The 14,346-nt window shown below is 55.0% G+C and carries 19 protein-coding genes; 8 read left to right on the plus strand and 11 right to left on the minus strand.

The window, feature by feature from the left end; all coding sequences use genetic code 11:
• Positions 1–71: 71 nt before the first annotated feature.
• Positions 72–407: a DUF3276 family protein gene (locus H9I52_RS06400; RefSeq protein ID WP_139516514.1), complete on the minus strand. Its 336-nt coding sequence runs from the start codon at positions 405–407 to the stop codon at positions 72–74.
• A gap of 260 nt (positions 408–667) precedes the next feature.
• Here H9I52_RS06400 and H9I52_RS06405 point away from each other — a divergent pair, with 260 nt between their 5' ends.
• A complete protein-coding gene (locus H9I52_RS06405) occupies positions 668–1,582 on the plus strand; it encodes a DUF58 domain-containing protein (RefSeq protein ID WP_139516515.1) in 915 nt (304 codons plus the stop codon).
• 68 nt (positions 1,583–1,650) lie between these two features.
• On the opposite strand, the gene H9I52_RS06410 is transcribed toward H9I52_RS06405, so the two are convergent.
• The 4 genes from H9I52_RS06410 to ltaE all read right to left on the minus strand — a co-directional run bounded on the left by H9I52_RS06410 (position 1,651) and on the right by ltaE (position 5,470).
• Positions 1,651–2,280 carry a DNA-3-methyladenine glycosylase family protein gene (locus tag H9I52_RS06410; RefSeq protein WP_187453191.1) on the minus strand — a complete coding sequence of 210 codons (630 nt, stop codon included), beginning with the start codon at positions 2,278–2,280 and terminating at the stop codon, positions 1,651–1,653.
• 13 nt (positions 2,281–2,293) lie between these two features.
• On the minus strand, positions 2,294–2,944 hold the full coding sequence (locus tag H9I52_RS06415) for a metallophosphoesterase family protein (protein ID WP_187453192.1): 651 nt from the start codon (positions 2,942–2,944) through the stop codon (positions 2,294–2,296).
• 106 nt (positions 2,945–3,050) lie between these two features.
• Positions 3,051–4,319, minus strand: coding sequence for a cation:proton antiporter (locus tag H9I52_RS06420; RefSeq protein WP_187453193.1), 1,269 nt, complete (start codon positions 4,317–4,319; stop codon positions 3,051–3,053).
• A 110-nt stretch (positions 4,320–4,429) separates the two neighbouring features.
• A complete protein-coding gene (gene ltaE, locus H9I52_RS06425) occupies positions 4,430–5,470 on the minus strand; it encodes a low-specificity L-threonine aldolase (protein ID WP_187453194.1) in 1,041 nt (346 codons plus the stop codon).
• An 84-nt stretch (positions 5,471–5,554) separates the two neighbouring features.
• On the opposite strand from ltaE, the gene H9I52_RS06430 reads away from it, so the two are divergent.
• Positions 5,555–5,878 carry a hypothetical protein gene (locus H9I52_RS06430; protein ID WP_187454017.1) on the plus strand — a complete coding sequence of 108 codons (324 nt, stop codon included), beginning with the start codon at positions 5,555–5,557 and terminating at the stop codon, positions 5,876–5,878.
• A gap of 95 nt (positions 5,879–5,973) precedes the next feature.
• Here the strand turns inward: H9I52_RS06430 and H9I52_RS06435 are convergent, their stop codons facing one another.
• Positions 5,974–6,474, minus strand: a complete 501-nt coding sequence (locus H9I52_RS06435; RefSeq protein WP_187453195.1) for a metallophosphoesterase family protein — start codon at positions 6,472–6,474, stop codon at positions 5,974–5,976.
• 228 nt (positions 6,475–6,702) lie between these two features.
• Between H9I52_RS06435 and H9I52_RS06440 the strand changes: the two genes are divergently transcribed.
• Both H9I52_RS06440 and H9I52_RS06445 read left to right on the plus strand, forming a co-directional pair.
• Complete coding sequence (locus H9I52_RS06440; protein WP_139516522.1) at positions 6,703–7,407, plus strand: NUDIX hydrolase; 705 nt, start codon at positions 6,703–6,705, stop codon at positions 7,405–7,407.
• A gap of 23 nt (positions 7,408–7,430) precedes the next feature.
• A complete protein-coding gene (locus tag H9I52_RS06445; protein WP_187453196.1) occupies positions 7,431–7,919 on the plus strand; it encodes a hypothetical protein in 489 nt (162 codons plus the stop codon).
• Here H9I52_RS06445 and coaD read toward each other — a convergent pair.
• The 3 genes from coaD to H9I52_RS06460 all read right to left on the minus strand — a co-directional run bounded on the left by coaD (position 7,916) and on the right by H9I52_RS06460 (position 9,974).
• The gene (gene coaD / locus H9I52_RS06450) at positions 7,916–8,386 is read right to left on the minus strand and encodes a pantetheine-phosphate adenylyltransferase (protein ID WP_139516524.1); all 471 of its coding nucleotides are present in this window, start codon (positions 8,384–8,386) and stop codon (positions 7,916–7,918) included. The two genes, H9I52_RS06445 and coaD, sit on opposite strands and share 4 nt — an antisense overlap.
• A gap of 23 nt (positions 8,387–8,409) precedes the next feature.
• Positions 8,410–9,309: a DUF3822 family protein gene (locus H9I52_RS06455; protein WP_187453197.1), complete on the minus strand. Its 900-nt coding sequence runs from the start codon at positions 9,307–9,309 to the stop codon at positions 8,410–8,412.
• Positions 9,310–9,461: 152 nt separating this feature from the next.
• A complete protein-coding gene (locus H9I52_RS06460; protein WP_187453198.1) occupies positions 9,462–9,974 on the minus strand; it encodes an NUDIX domain-containing protein in 513 nt (170 codons plus the stop codon).
• A gap of 202 nt (positions 9,975–10,176) precedes the next feature.
• Here H9I52_RS06460 and H9I52_RS06465 point away from each other — a divergent pair, with 202 nt between their 5' ends.
• The 4 genes from H9I52_RS06465 (at position 10,177) to H9I52_RS06480 (ending at position 13,148) form a co-directional block, all read left to right on the plus strand.
• A complete protein-coding gene (locus tag H9I52_RS06465; protein WP_187453199.1) occupies positions 10,177–10,614 on the plus strand; it encodes a PaaI family thioesterase in 438 nt (145 codons plus the stop codon).
• Between the two features lie 58 nt (positions 10,615–10,672).
• Positions 10,673–10,954, plus strand: coding sequence for a GIY-YIG nuclease family protein (locus H9I52_RS06470; RefSeq protein ID WP_187453200.1), 282 nt, complete (start codon positions 10,673–10,675; stop codon positions 10,952–10,954).
• A 97-nt stretch (positions 10,955–11,051) separates the two neighbouring features.
• Complete coding sequence (locus tag H9I52_RS06475; protein WP_139516528.1) at positions 11,052–12,467, plus strand: ATP-dependent RecD-like DNA helicase; 1,416 nt, start codon at positions 11,052–11,054, stop codon at positions 12,465–12,467.
• A gap of 150 nt (positions 12,468–12,617) precedes the next feature.
• The gene (locus H9I52_RS06480; RefSeq protein WP_187453201.1) at positions 12,618–13,148 is read left to right on the plus strand and encodes a DUF1573 domain-containing protein; all 531 of its coding nucleotides are present in this window, start codon (positions 12,618–12,620) and stop codon (positions 13,146–13,148) included.
• A gap of 95 nt (positions 13,149–13,243) precedes the next feature.
• Here the strand turns inward: H9I52_RS06480 and H9I52_RS06485 are convergent, their stop codons facing one another.
• Together H9I52_RS06485 and H9I52_RS06490 are read right to left on the minus strand one after the other, a co-directional pair.
• Positions 13,244–13,621 carry a DUF423 domain-containing protein gene (locus H9I52_RS06485; protein ID WP_187453202.1) on the minus strand — a complete coding sequence of 126 codons (378 nt, stop codon included), beginning with the start codon at positions 13,619–13,621 and terminating at the stop codon, positions 13,244–13,246.
• A 16-nt stretch (positions 13,622–13,637) separates the two neighbouring features.
• Positions 13,638–14,318, minus strand: a complete 681-nt coding sequence (locus H9I52_RS06490) for a YggS family pyridoxal phosphate-dependent enzyme (RefSeq protein WP_187453203.1) — start codon at positions 14,316–14,318, stop codon at positions 13,638–13,640.
• Between the last annotated feature and the right edge of the window lie 28 nt (positions 14,319–14,346).

Genomic DNA, 14,346 nt, shown 5'->3' on the forward strand with positions numbered 1-14,346 from the left:
CTGCAATGCAGAGCCGCGCTGTGCGGCAGAGAGAAAAATCGAGTAGGTGTGCTTCGATAGGCAGCGAAAGGTTAGTAGTTGTCGTCGCTTGTGGTGTTGTAAGAGTCGTCGTTGTACTGGCGCGGGCGATCCAATTCGGCTACTTCATCTTCCGACAGCAGTTCTTCGCGCACGTACTCTACGGCATCTTGCAACGCATCCACGAACTTGGCAAAGTCTTCTTTGTAAAGAAAAATTTTGTGTTTCTCGTAGGTGAAAGTATCATCGTCGCGGAGCTTGCGTTTGCTTTCCGTGATGGTGAGGTAATAATCTTGTCCGCGCGTGGCTTTCACGTCGAAAAAGTAGGTGCGCTTACCGGCTTTGATGCGCTGGGTGTAAATTTCTTCCTGATCGTGACGGTCTTCCACGGTTCCTTCTGTATTTGTTTTATTCCAAGATGAGTGAATTGCTGTACAAGGTACGTGGCCTACTGTGAATATAAAAATTTTAAGAAGGTAATTTTTCCACAATAGCCTGCGGTATCTTTGTTAAAGCGCGTTTTAGTCAATTAAAATGCCAAAATCCTAATAAGGATCGTTTATCCATAAAATGATCTTTTTCGGGTGTTGCAGGCTTGCGGATGCTGCTGAAATAGGCGTATTTGTAAATATTTATAAATCAAATGGTTATGTCGAAGCTTCTGGATCTGTCCGCCGTTCAATCGTTTGGAAACTTGGAGTTTTTGGCGCGTCAGCTGGTGGAAGGTTTTATTACCGGATTGCACCAATCGCCTTACCACGGGTTTTCGGTGGAGTTTTCGGAGCACCGGCTTTACAATCCCGGCGAGAGCACGCGCCACCTCGACTGGAAAGTGCTGGCCCGCACCGACAAGCTTTTTGTAAAACGCTACGAAGAGGAAACCAACCTGCGCTGCCACCTGCTACTAGACGTGTCGCCGTCGATGTATTACCCGGAGCCGTCGCACGATAAATTGCGTTTTTCGGTGCTGTGTGCTGCGGCCCTTACCACGCTTCTGCAAAAGCAGCGCGATGCGGTGGGCCTCGTCACCTTTGCCGACCAAATTGAACTACAGACGCCGGTACGCTCGACGAGTACGCACCGGCACACCTTACTGCTGACGCTGCAAAATCTGCTCGAAAGGCCGCTTACGCGCCGCCCCACCGACGTGGCTGGCGTTATTCACCGCATCGCGCAGCAGATTCCGAAACGGTCGTTGGTCGTGTTGTTCAGCGACATGCTGGGCCGCGCTCCCGACGAGCAAACCGAGGCGTTATCGGCGCTGCAACACCTGCGGCACCAGCACCACGAGGTGCTGCTGTTTCACGTGATGGACCGTGCCACCGAATCGGATTTTGCCTTCGCCGACCGGCCTTATTTGTTTGAAGATATCGAGACCGGCGAGCAGATTAAGCTGCAACCCGCCCAAGTCCGCGAGCAGTACCAAGCCGCCATGCACAAGTACGAGCAGGAATTGGCCCTGCGCTGCGGCCAGTACAAAATTGACTTTGTCCCAGTTGACATCCGCGAACCATTCGATAAGGTATTATATGCTTATTTGGTGAAACGCGGCAAAGTGCGATAGGTTTAGATAGACGGCTGCTCGGTTATATAAAGGGCCTCGTAGTGCGAACGCGAAGTAAAAACATTGCCTTACTGTTTGGGAGCGGGCGTGTTGTCTAGTGACTGCCATAAGTACTTGCAAGCCAAGCTTCTGTAAGGCCGCCACGATTCGGCGATTTCGATCATGCGCTTGTGCAGCGCTTTGCCGGTTTCTTCCAGGTTGTAATGCCGCCGCATGGCATTCTGAATGCCCAAATCGCCTTCCGAAAACACGTCTGGCTGTTCTAAAGCAAACATCTGGATCATTTGCGCCGTCCAGCGCCCGACGCCTTTGATGGAGGTGAGGTGGCGCGTCAGGGCGTCTTCATCTAGGTTAGTAATGTGCTGATAATCAAGCTGGTCTTGCTGGGCAAAGTCGGCGATGGCGCGTAGGTAACCGGCTTTTTGCTTAGAAATGCCCGCCGCCCGCAGTTCCTCGTCCGATAGTGCTACCACGGCGGCGGGTTCTGGGTAGCCGTCGGGCGGAAACAGGCCCTCAACTTTGCGCCAGATGGCTGCGGCAGCTTTGGTCGAAATCTGCTGACTTACAATGGCTTTCAACAACGCCAAATAAATATCCTCGTGGGCGCTGGGCCGAATTGGCAGGCCTCGGTCGATGAGGGCAGCCAGTATTGGGTCGGCTTGGCGCAGGTGTTGTAAAGCAGAGCTGTTGGCAGGCATAACTTTCTGAAAATCAGGCAATATCAGCGGCGTGGGTTTCTACCGCCAGGTACTCCAAGATCTCGCCCTGGGCACTGAGCTTTACGCCCGTAAGGTAGCGGCCAAGATAAGCCCCGGTGTCGATGTAAATGGCGTTGCGTTCGTGGTCTTCGTAGGGCATGCCATTGGTGGGCGTGTGGCCTACAACTTGCAGCTTACCAACCGCTTTGAGCGGCCCCCGGCGCCACAGGATGCCGTCGGGATGCTCCAGATCATAGGGGTTGGTGGTATCGGCAACTCCGGCGTGGCTGATGAGGATGTGCTCATTTTCCCACACCAACGGCCGCTGCGCCAACCAGATCAGATGCGGAAGCAAAAGCTGCGAGTACACTTGGTACTGCTGAATGGTCGATTTGCCGCCCCATTGTAGCCAGCCAGCATACGGCCCTTGCGGACCGTAGTGCCGAATCATGCCGTATTCGTGGTTGCCTTTCAGAAAGAAAGTCTTGCCCGGATGCTGAAGATCCAAGGCAATGGCTGCCGCCACGGTGCCGGGAACATAGTTGCCGCGGTCCACAAGGTCGCCGACCTGAATCAGGACCTCTTCGTCGGGCTTCCACTGCTGTAGCAGCTTCATGAACGTATGGTAGCAGCCGTGTACGTCGCCAATAACAAATAAATTCATGGTTATCAGCCCTTTGCTAAAGTGGGAATGGCAGTGGAACGGGAGAGCGGTTTCGGCAAGTTTAAAACCAACTTAAAACAAATATTGATGAGGATGTAATTATGCTTCAATGCTCAGTTGTAACTCCTTCAGCCACAGTGCGCAACCCGAGCCGCTTTACCAAAGGCCCGATGGTGAGGCCTTGTACCAAAATGGAAAAGATTACTACAATGTAAGTCACGCCCACAATTTGGTCGCGGGGCATGGTGCTGGGCAACGAGAGCGCCAGGGCAACCGAAATACCGCCGCGCAGGCCGCCCCACGTCAGGATGCGCAGGGTGGCACGGTCGAAATGGTACCGGTAGCGCAGCAGCCCTAAAGGAATTGCAACGGCAATGAGGCGAGCCAGCAACACGACTACAATCGCTACGCCTCCGATGAGCAGGGTGGTGTTTGAGATGTCCAACACCAGCATTTCCAACCCGATCAGTACGAACAAGATGGCGTTGAGTACCTCGTCCAGCAATTCCCAAAACTTGTCCAGGTACTCGCGAGTCACGTCCGACATGCCCAAAGATCGGCCTTTGTCGCCCACGATGAGTCCGGCCACTACGATGGCCAGTGGTCCGGAGGTGTGCAGAGCGGTGGCCAGTGCCGTGCCGCCCATCACAAGTGCCAGTGTAATAAGTACTTCTACTTGGTAATGATCAATCGAGCGCAGCGCCCAGAAAGCAACGTACCCCAGGATCGCTCCCAAGACCATACCGCCGACGGCTTCGCGGAGAAAAAGCAGACCAATGGAGGCCGGCCCGGCTTCGTCGGCGCCGACAACGGCAATTTGGTACAGGCTTACAAACACGACAACGGCAATTCCGTCGTTGAACAGAGACTCGCCTACTATTTTGATTTCTAGAGACTTAGGTATTCTGGCTTTTTTCAGAATGCCCAATACCGCGATCGGATCGGTGGGGGAGATGAGCGCCCCAAAGAGCAGGCAGTGAATCAGGGGCGTTGGGATGCCAAACAGCGGCAACAAATAATACATAGCCACGCCCACCAACCCCGTCGAAAGTAGGGTGCCGCCGGTAGCTAGCGCAGCCACCGGCAGGCGCTGGGCGCCCAGCTGCCGCACGTCTACGTGGATGGCGCCGGCAAACAGTAGAAAGCTCAACATCACCTGCATCAGCACTTGGTTGAAGTCGATGTTGCGCACCAACTGGCTCACTGTTACTATCCACGGTACACCCAGCCGACCTAGCCCCACGGCCACCAACGACGACACCAGCGACAAAATCATGAGGCCAATGGTGCTTGGGAGGCGTAAGAACCGGTAGTTGACATAGCCGAATACGGCCGCAACTACCAGCAAGACAGTCAGGGTGTTGTAGATTTCCATCAAAGCGGCGTTACGCGGCCGTTGCTACAGGGCAGCAAAGCAAAGACAATACTAACAGCAAAACCCCGACTTAGGGCAAGTCGGGGTTTTGCAACGGGGATAAGAACTGCCTAAGCTACAGGCTGCAAGGCGACCAACGCATCTTCGATGCGCTGAACCATGGCATCATCAACGTCGAGGTGCGTTACGAAGCGGATCATTTGCGGCCCAAACGACGAGGCCCGAATGCCTTGCTGCTCCAGATGCCGCAGGAAGCTGTCGGCAGGCATCTCGTCTTTCAGCCGGAAAATAACGAGGTTCGTTTCGGCGGGCAGCACAAAATCGACATAGGGCTGATCGGCCAGCGCCGAGGCTAGCTGACGCGCGCGCCGATGGTCGTCGGCGAGGCGCTCCACGTTGTGCTCCAGGGCGTACAGGCCCGCCGCGGCGAGGTAACCCGCCTGCCGCATGCCGCCCCCCATCGCTTTGCGGATGCGGCGGCATTTACGGATAAATTCCTTCGAGCCCAGCAGCACCGAACCCACTGGCGTGCCCAAGCCTTTCGACAAACACACCGAGATAGAGTCGAAGTAGCGGCCGTAGTCGGCGGCTTGCTGACCGGTAGCTACCAAGGCATTAAAAATTCGGGCGCCGTCGAGGTGCAGCTTTAGGTTGTGACGGCGCGCCACGTCGGCGATTTCGGCAATGGTTTCGAGTGAATAGCAGCTGCCGCCGCCCCGGTTGTGAGTATTTTCGAGGCACACAAGGCGCGTGTCGGGGTAGTGCACGTTGTTAGCGGGCCGGATGGCTGCTTCTACCTGCGCGGCCGTGAGCAGGCCACGATCGCCGGGTAACAACGCCACCGAAGCCCCCGAGTGGAAGGCTATACCGCCGACTTCCCACAAATAAACGTGGGCCGTTTGCTCGCAAATAACTTCCGATAGCGGCTCGGTGTGAGCCTTAATCGCAATTTGATTGGTCATGGTACCGGACGGGCAGAACAGGCCGGCCTCCAGCCCAAAGCGGGCCGCAGCCGTCTCTTCCAGGGCGCGCACGGTTGGGTCTTCTTCGTATACATCGTCGCCGACCGGGGCGTTGAACATGGCCTCCAGCATCGCCGGAGTGGGGCGCGTCACGGTATCGGAGCGCAAATCGATAATTGGGTCAGCCATAGAGATTAGGGTGCAGGTTTCAGGATTCAAAAATAAGACTTACTTTTGCCCCTCCTTTATAAAAAGACTTAAACCGACCCGGATATGAGCACTACTCGCCTCAAGCGGAAGCATCGCAAGAACATTGCCCGCCAAAACAACAAGCAGCGCGTTATCAAGCAGTTGCTCCTGACGCCCGTTCTGAAGAACGTGGATCTCGACGAACTGAAATCGCGCTTCAACGGCGGCAACCCCACTGCTGCTGCTCCAGCCGTAGCTTCGGCTCCCGCAGCCGCTTCGACGTCCAACAAGCCAGCTCAGGTAAACCAGACCGGTACGGAAGGTTTCGACGAAGCTGAGGCCATCACCAAGCCCGTCAACGAAGACGGTCAGGAAGGCGAGCACCCCAAGCCGGAAATCGCCCTGTAAAAAGGCCGCCACCGGTGTCGGTTGGCTAAGTAATACAAGAGCACCTTCTCCATACGGGGAAGGTGTTTTTTTGTAACTATTTGATTAGTAAATAGTTATGATGTGCGCAGCCCCAGCTCGATCGCTTGCAGCTGTTGCACCTTGCCGTTTTCTACTTCGAAGCGCAACAGCGTCCGCACCTTGTGGAAGCCATGTCGGCCCGCAGCACCGGGGTTGAGGTGCAGCAGGCCTAACTTCGGGTCGGGCATTACTTTCAGAATGTGCGAGTGGCCGGTGATGAACAAACCGGGCCGCGTTTCTTGCACCAAGGGCCGCGCCGCCGGGGCATAATGGCCAGGGTAGCCCCCGATGTGAATCATCAGAACCTTCAGCCCTTCGATGACAAACTCCTGGGTAAGCGGCTGAGTAGCACGTACATCGCGGCCGTCGATGTTGCCGTATACGCCCCGCAGCGGTGCCAGAGCGGCGAGTTCTTCCACGACGTCTGCCGAACCAAAATCGCCGGCATGCCAGATTTCATCGCAGCCCCTGAGGTGATGCAGAATGCGGTCGTCGAGGTAGCTGTGGGTATCGGAGAGCAAGCCGATTTTTTTCATGCCGGAGGGAGCGAGGTAGGAATAAAGGCGTTGGAGATGCAAAGAACGGGGACTGACTCCGGTTCGGCACTTCCAAACCTCCGAACTCTTAACTTTCAAACAACCGAACCGGTTGCATCTCGTATCTTGCCCGTCTTTCGCCTATTTTCGTTTGATGAAATTTATGCTGTGTTTTGCAGCGTAGGCTCCTGTCCACAATTCATTTTTGCCTCCCAGAATTTTCCCGCGATGAATGTTTTCATCAACGACATCCCGCTGATTATCAAGAAGAACAGCGAGAAGGTGTACAAGCATAAATACGATCTCATTCTGACCTCTGAGGATGATTTTTCTTCCAAAGACCTGGTCGGCGATGTGCTCGTGCGCGACGTCACGGACAGCTTCCTCGACCGTCTGCTGCGCCTGATGGAGGTGAAAAAGCTCAAAAAGCTGAAGTCGCTGACGTTGCTGGCGCGCAAGAAATCGCGGCTTATCCTGCACCTCAAAGATCAGTTCCGCATCGTGAAGGCCGCCGGCGGCCTCGTGGTGAAGGATGGCCTTGTACTGATGATTTACCGCTTGGGTAAATGGGATTTGCCGAAAGGCAAGCTCAAGAAGGAGGAAGACCCGGCGCTGGGTGCGCTGCGCGAAGTGGAAGAGGAGTGCAACATCAAAATCGACATCGGCGAGAAGCTGCCCAGCACTTGGCATTCGTATGCCTACAACGGCAACAAGATTCTCAAGAAGACCAACTGGTACATCATGCAGTGCACCGACGATACGCTGATGAAGCCCCAAGCCGAAGAATACATTGAAGAAGTACGCTGGATGACGCCGCAGGAAGCCCTGACTGTGCTGGAAGAGGCGTATGCCTCTATCGCGCTGGTGGTGCGGCATTACCTGAGCGAAGTAGCCGGCGAAAAGTCGGCCAAAGAATCCGCGAAAGAGAAATAACTCTCGACAGTAGCCCTTTGCCTATGCGTCTAATTCGCTACTCAATAGTGGTGAGTTGCTTGTGGCTGATGGGCTGCACCAATTCCCAAAACGCTTACGAAAGGCTTGTTCCGGCTCCTACGGCTTCCCAACCCCGCCGGAACACTACACCTGCGCTCGATTTGCCCGCGCTGCTCGTGCAAAACATCGACAGCTTGCGCCGTTTGATTGGGCCGCCGCGCGAATTGCAGGGGGAAGGAAGTGCGGCGGAGCCTGGCGCACGGGATTCGGGCACCGCCGCCAAGGTTGAAAACTGGGTGAATACGTTTGAGAAGAACAGGTCTACCCTCATCGTCACGTTCAATGCGCGCACCCGCAAGGTGGTGGACATCGTGCTGCCGGGTACGGACGAGGAAGAATTAATGCAGCAGGCCAACCTCAGCCTCTACGACTCCCGCTATATCGTGCTGCCCGTCGGCGATCCCAAATCCCTCGACCGCATAACTGGCCTTCGAATAATTCCGCGCCGTTAGCTGCCTTCGTAAGGTGGCAGCGCGAAGGGCACGAAGTCATCGACGTTGCCTCCAAAGCGGTGAATTTCGCGGATAATGGTGCTGCTGATGGCCGCCAAAGCCGGCGAAGTAATCAGAAAAACCGTTTCTAAGCCTAAGTTGACGTGCCGATTGGCTTGGGCAATGGTGTTTTCGTACTCAAAATCGGTGGTGTTGCGCAGGCCCCGCAGCAGAAAGCGAGCCCCGGTTTCGCGCGCAAATTCGGCCGTCAGTCCTTTGTAGGCCTGCACCGACACGCGCGGCTCATCTTGAAATAACTGCTCGATCATGGTAATGGTCTGATCGACAGGTATATAGCGCACTTTGCTGCTGTTGTTGCCGATGGCAATGATAATCTCGTCGAACAGCGTTGCTCCGCGTTGCACCACGTCCAGGTGCCCATTGGTGAAGGGATCAAATGAGCCGGGAAACAGGGCAATTCGCTTCATAAAGTCACGATCAGGGAACTAGCTTATTCGCACAAATGCAGAGCGTAAAGCTCAAAAAAGCGGTATTCAAATACGTCGTTGAGGCGATAGCTGTAGCTCAGGTCGAAAGGGCGATTGCCGAAGCGGATGTTGCGGATATACTTGCGCAGAATCGTGAACAGCTCCGAGTCGTGCATAATGTCGCCCCACACGACTACCGTGTCTTGGTCGGGGTTGAGCTGCAACTCCTGCATCACCAGAATGGCGTAATAGATCAAATCTTCGGGCGTCGCGAAGGGAAAGACGTTGCAGAACTCCGGGCGTTTGTCGCGGATGGCCAGAATGGTAAGCTCCTGATTACTAATGCTTAAGTACAGGCGGCGCGGTGCACTCTGCTCGGTCTGATGGATCACGCCTTCCAGCAAAGAACTGGATTGATGCAAAACTTTACCGGCCGGATAAGTGTGCTGAAACCAGTCGGCCAATGCTTTTTCGGCCGCAAAGACGCTCACAATCTCTAGGCTTGGGTGCGTGTAGCGGTGTACGCTTTCGTGGCCCGCATCCACGGTGTGGTGCAAGCGCAAGTACGTCGCTTCGTCGCCGGCACGGAAAAGTGGGGACGGTAGCAACGTAAAAAAACGGTTCTGCACGGCTAAGCGCACGCTGTTCCAGCCTTGCTGGCCTACCAAGTCGTGCTGGGCTGCCAGTGCTTGCAGCTGCCCGGCCAGCGACGTAGCCGAAACGGGCGAATAGTCTTCGAGCAGCACAAACTTGTTGCGGCGGGCATCGGCAACCCCCACGCGAATGCCGGCCGCTCCCGCCGTCAGGTACAGGTTATAGGCCGCTAAGTTGCTGGCATCCAGTGTTTCATCGCGCAGACGAGACAAGGCAGTGGGCAACGGAGCAGCAGAAGCAAGGGGAGACGTAGAAGTGGATGCGGGCACGGGCTAAGGAAGAAGTAGCGCCAATCAGGCCATTAAAGGTAAAAGTTAAATGGAAAATGTATCGAACGTTTTCCAATTTGCCTCCCGCCTACTAATTAGATAATACATTGATTATCAATAAATTATATATAAATTGTTTTTCGTGCAAGCCTTTAACAAAACTGAATGTGCGGAATGTACACGTCGTCGGGGCTGATGACGTGGCGCAGTACGGGGTGTAACTGCAACACGGACATGCCTACCAGCTGACGCGGCGTGAGGAAAGCCAGCTCGGTAAGCAGCTGCGAGTCAGCAGCATGCTCGGGGTCGGAGCCGAGAGTTGGTACGGCGGTTTCATCTTCAAGCTTTACTTCAAAGAAAAGCTCCAGCGCTTGAAGCGTATCGTTTTTGAATTCGTGCAAGTGTAGAAAACGGCCCACAGTAACTTTTACGCCCGTTTCTTCCAGAAATTCCCGCTTTAAGCAGTCCTGTATGGTTTCGCCAAACTGCCAGCCGCCGCCCGGAGGCGACCAAAAAGGTTGCTCGTCGGCCAGCATGCCGCGGTGTGCTGTGAGCAGGAGGGCGCCTTCATGCACCAGCATCCCGCAGACGCGCACGCGTACTTGGCCGGTGTAAGCACTCAATAGAGATTCGGCAGGAATAGCGGAGGAGGTAACTTCGGACATGATTTTGTGGAGATAGGAGCGGCTGGGACGACCAGCCAGTTGCGGTGCGTGTGCCAGCTACGGCGGAACCGGCGCTGGGGATACACAAACTGCTCCGCGGCCTGCGCGTACGAGCATCTTTCCTAACGTCGAGCGCATGGCGGGTGGTATATTCAGCGGGCAACTGTGCGGTTTGGCGCAAGGCGGGCGGTACCTTTGGGTGATGAATGAGCTTACAAATCCGGCCTTGGCCAACGAATCTCTTGCTGATCGCATCCGCCGCAAGCTTGTGCGTCAGCGTTTTATGCACCACATCGGCGCCAACCTGACGACCATTGAGCCCGGCCGCGTCGAGGCAGAACTGCTATTGGAAGAAAAGCACCAGCAGCACCGCGGCTTTGCCCACGGCGGCCTAGTTGCAACCATGGCCGATCTGGTGGCTGGTTTTGCAGCCGTTACGCTAGTGCCTGATACTGTGGGTGTTGTGACGGTGGAGCTGAAGACGTCTTATCTGCATCCCGGCGTGGGAAAGAAGCTGCGGGCGGTAGGATGGGTACTGAAAGCAGGTCGCCGGTTGCATTTCTGCGAGTCGGAAGTGTGGTGCGACGACAAGCTGATTGCCAAAGCCTCCGCAACGATGGCGGTGGTAGAGCCGCAATAAGCAATTAATCATGCCGACCTGTCATCCTGAGGCACGAAGGACCTTCTTACGGTAGAGCATGTTTTATTACGTTTATGTTACTACCAACCCCGGACGAAATGTGCTCTATATTGGCGTAACCCGCAACTTAAGTCAACGCATGGCTGAGCATTATGCCAACCGGGGCACACCCCAAACTTTCGCAGGTAAGTACTTCTGCTACAACCTCGTCTACTTTGAGCAGTACACAGATAGCAAAATAGCTATCGCCCGCGAAAAAGAGTTGAAAGGGTGGACGAGAGCAAAAAAAGAAGTTTTAATCGCAAGCCAGAATGCAGGGTGGGAGTTTTTAGCAAGCTAAAAGGTGTTGTTCTACTGTGATAAGGTCCTTCGTGCCTCAGGATGACAGTCGCGAGAACATGTATCTTCATTGTTTTGATTTAAGTCCAATACAAATAATGCTCTCCGTTCGCACGCCTTCTGTCCGCGATTATTTCCCTTACGAACCCACGCAGGACCAATCCATGCTTTTTCAGCAACTGGATGAGTTCCTGAAAGACGATCTGCCGGGGCGCAAAGTGTTTGTGCTGCGCGGCTACGCGGGCACGGGCAAAACCACGGTCGTGAGCGCCCTCGTGCAGTGGCTGCACAAGTTGGGCCGCAAATACACCCTGATGGCCCCCACGGGCCGCGCAGCCAAGGTAATGAGCGCCTATTCGGGTGTGCCCGCCAGCACCATCCACAAGAAGATTTATCGCCAAACTTCCGGCTCGCCCTCCGAGCGGCTCTCTTTTCAGCGCCAGCCCAACCGCACCGCCGACACGCTTTATATCGTCGATGAAGCCTCGATGATTTCGGATGAGAAAGCCTTCGGCGAAAACGGCCTGCTCGACGATTTGATGGGCTACGTGTTTGAAAAGCCCACCAACCGCCTCTTGCTCATCGGCGATACGGCCCAGCTGCCGCCAGTTGGTCAGCTGCTCAGCCCGGCCCTGGATCCGGAGCTGCTCGCGCACCGGTTTCGGGCGAAAGTAGGCTCGGTAGAGCTGCGCCAGGTAATGCGCCAAGCCGAAGAATCGGGGATTCTGATGAACGCGACAGTTTTACGCGAAGAGCTTCGCGAGGAACAACCTGTGATTCAGTTCTTTACCAAAGGCTACCCAGACATTTATAAAATGGGTGGCGACAAGCTCGAAGATGGGCTGCGCTGGGCGTACAAGACCTTCGGCCACGAGAACACGACCATCATCTGCCGCTCCAACAAAAATGCGAACCTCTACAACCAGATGATTCGGCGGACGTTGTTCGACGCGGAAGACGAAATTGAAGCGGGCGACTACCTGATGGTGGTGCGCAACAACTATTTCTGGCTGCCAAAAGACTCGGAAATGGGCTTTTTGGCCAACGGCGACTTTGTGCAGATCACCAAAATCGTGCGCCGTACCGAGGAGTTTGGGTTCCGGTTTGCCGATGCCCGCCTGCGGTTTGTCGACTACCCCGACGAGCCCGAAATCGAAGTGAAGCTGCTGCTCGACACCTTGCACACCGAGTCGCCGGCCCTGCCCGCCGACCGTAGTAACGCCCTCTACCAAGCCATCTTGGAAGATTATGCGCATCTGCCCACCAAGCGCGAAAAGACGGCGGCCTTGCGTAAAGATCCGTTTCTCAACGCGTTACAGGTGAAGTTTGCGTACGCGCTTACGTGCCATAAAGCGCAGGGCGGTCAGTGGCAAGCCGTATTTGTCGACCACGGCTTTCTGAAAGATGATATGGTAAACGCCGAATTTGCGCGTTGGCTTTACACGGCCATCACGCGCGCCGCCGACCGGCTGTTTTTGCTTAACTTCAATCAAAAGCTGTTGTCGGAGCAGTAGGAACTATACTTCTCCGGCCTCAGCTGAAGCTGGGAGTTCCCTTTTGGCTTCATCCAATGCACATGGGCGCCGCCGAAATCTGGCAGGATAATTGGCCCAGCGCCTGAAAACCTTAACTTTGTTTACTGCAACTCTTTAACGGAATCAACCATGAAAAAAGCACTCGTTCTGGCCCTGTCGCTCGCTTTCGCTGGCTTTGCCGCTCAGGCTCAGTCGACGGCTGTGCAGCCTGCCAACGCGCAAACCAAAGCTGCCGGCCCGCAAATTCAGTTTGAGGAAATGAAGTATGACTTCGGTTCTATCAAGCAAGGCGATATTGTAGAGCATACTTTCAAGTTCAAGAACGTCGGCACGCAGCCGCTCGTTATTTCCAACATTGGTGTGAGCTGCGGCTGCACCACTCCCGATTGGACCAAAGACCCCGTAATGCCCGGCAAATCGGGTATCGTAACAGCTAAGTTCAACAGCACCGGCAAAATCGGCATGCAAAACAAAGTGTTGACCGTGGAGTCGAACTCGGCTGCCGGTAACGCCATGGTGTCGTTGGTGGGCGAAGTAAAAGACGCTGCCACTGCTACTACCCAAGCGGTCCCTGCCAAAAGCGATGTTTCGAGCGACGCCGACGGCAAGCAAAAGACCAAATCCAACGACAGCAAAATCAAAGCAAAGCGCAAGTCGTAAGCACTAGTCGCTTTGTCGCAACAAAAAAAGGCGCCTCGCGAAAGCGAGGCGCCTTTTTTTGTTGGTTGCTGTATAACTAATTGATTGTCAAATATTTACACTTGACGAGCGGCGAGTAGCAAGCTGATCCAGCCTGCAATCAGCAACAGGCCGCCAACAGGCGCAACAGCGCCCATTTTGGTGATGCCCGTGAAGCACAGGGTATACAGCGAGCCGCTGAAAATAATGACGCCGCCCAGCCATAGCCACGCGGTAGTGCCCAGCATCCGCAGCTCGGGACGGACTTGCAGCAAAATGCCAATGGCCAGCAGCGCCAGCGTGTGGTAAAACTGGTAGCGAACAGCCGTTTCGAAGGTGTCGAAGCGGCCGGAAGCCTCCAGCATGGGCCGTAGGCCGTGCGCCCCAAACGCCCCGATGCCTACGCCCAAGGCGCCAAGCAGGGCCGCCAGTTGAATAATCAGACGAGCTGTCATGTTCAGAATGTGAGAGTTAGTGCGTCCCGTAATTACGGGCTCCAAAAATAGCGCTGCCCACCCGAATAAGTGTGCTGCCTTCTTCAATGGCGAGCGCATAATCGGCGCTCATGCCCATCGAGATTTCGCGGAAAGCGGGCTGATCGGCGAAGTACCGGCTTTTCAGCAAGTCGAAATAGCTGCGTAGTTCCCGAAACTCCCGCCGCAGTTGAGATTCGTCGTCGGTGTTGGTGGCCACGCCCATCACGCCGGTGAGCTGCACGTTGCGCAAGGCCCGAAACGCCTCTGATTGCAGGATTTCTTCGGCTTCCGGCAGGCTCAGGCCAAACTTGGTTTCTTCCTCAGCGATGTGAAACTGAAGCAAGCCGTTCAGTACTCGATTATTTTTAATTGCTTGTTTATCAATTTCTTGCAAAAGCTTCAGGCTGTCGATGCTTTGGATAGTGTGCACAAACGGCGCGATGTATTTCACCTTGTTGGTCTGCAGATGGCCGATGAGATGCCACTCAATGTCGGCCGGCAGCTCGGGCTGTTTGGCTACGAGTTCCTGCACTTTGTTTTCGCCGAAGAGCCGGGCGCCCGCCGCGTAAGCTTCCTGTAGCTTCTCAACCGGGTGGGTTTTGGTGACGACTACCAAGCGGCAGTTGGTGCCCGCAAGCTCTTGTTCGAAGTGACGAATGTTATCGGCAATACTCATGATGTAAAAGTAGGGGAGCGGTGCGCGC

It is taken from the genome of Hymenobacter sp. BT491 (genome assembly GCF_014349165.1).
Taxonomy (GTDB): Bacteria; Bacteroidota; Bacteroidia; order Cytophagales; family Hymenobacteraceae; genus Hymenobacter; species Hymenobacter jejuensis.

Coding starts and splice junctions, on each gene's coding strand:
- H9I52_RS06405 (WP_139516515.1), top strand. CDS start 668: ATGTCGAAGCTTCTGGATCTGTCCGCCGTTCAATCGTTTGGAAACTTG.
- H9I52_RS06410 (WP_187453191.1), bottom strand. CDS start 2,280: ATGCCTGCCAACAGCTCTGCTTTACAACACCTGCGCCAAGCCGACCCA.
- H9I52_RS06415 (WP_187453192.1), bottom strand. CDS start 2,944: ATGAATTTATTTGTTATTGGCGACGTACACGGCTGCTACCATACGTTC.
- H9I52_RS06420 (WP_187453193.1), bottom strand. CDS start 4,319: ATGGAAATCTACAACACCCTGACTGTCTTGCTGGTAGTTGCGGCCGTA.
- ltaE (WP_187453194.1), bottom strand. CDS start 5,470: ATGGCTGACCCAATTATCGATTTGCGCTCCGATACCGTGACGCGCCCC.
- H9I52_RS06430 (WP_187454017.1), top strand. CDS start 5,555: ATGAGCACTACTCGCCTCAAGCGGAAGCATCGCAAGAACATTGCCCGC.
- H9I52_RS06435 (WP_187453195.1), bottom strand. CDS start 6,474: ATGAAAAAAATCGGCTTGCTCTCCGATACCCACAGCTACCTCGACGAC.
- H9I52_RS06440 (WP_139516522.1), top strand. CDS start 6,703: ATGAATGTTTTCATCAACGACATCCCGCTGATTATCAAGAAGAACAGC.
- H9I52_RS06445 (WP_187453196.1), top strand. CDS start 7,431: ATGCGTCTAATTCGCTACTCAATAGTGGTGAGTTGCTTGTGGCTGATG.
- coaD (WP_139516524.1), bottom strand. CDS start 8,386: ATGAAGCGAATTGCCCTGTTTCCCGGCTCATTTGATCCCTTCACCAAT.
- H9I52_RS06460 (WP_187453198.1), bottom strand. CDS start 9,974: ATGTCCGAAGTTACCTCCTCCGCTATTCCTGCCGAATCTCTATTGAGT.
- H9I52_RS06465 (WP_187453199.1), top strand. CDS start 10,177: ATGAATGAGCTTACAAATCCGGCCTTGGCCAACGAATCTCTTGCTGAT.
- H9I52_RS06470 (WP_187453200.1), top strand. CDS start 10,673: ATGTTTTATTACGTTTATGTTACTACCAACCCCGGACGAAATGTGCTC.
- H9I52_RS06475 (WP_139516528.1), top strand. CDS start 11,052: ATGCTCTCCGTTCGCACGCCTTCTGTCCGCGATTATTTCCCTTACGAA.
- H9I52_RS06480 (WP_187453201.1), top strand. CDS start 12,618: ATGAAAAAAGCACTCGTTCTGGCCCTGTCGCTCGCTTTCGCTGGCTTT.
- H9I52_RS06485 (WP_187453202.1), bottom strand. CDS start 13,621: ATGACAGCTCGTCTGATTATTCAACTGGCGGCCCTGCTTGGCGCCTTG.
- H9I52_RS06490 (WP_187453203.1), bottom strand. CDS start 14,318: ATGAGTATTGCCGATAACATTCGTCACTTCGAACAAGAGCTTGCGGGC.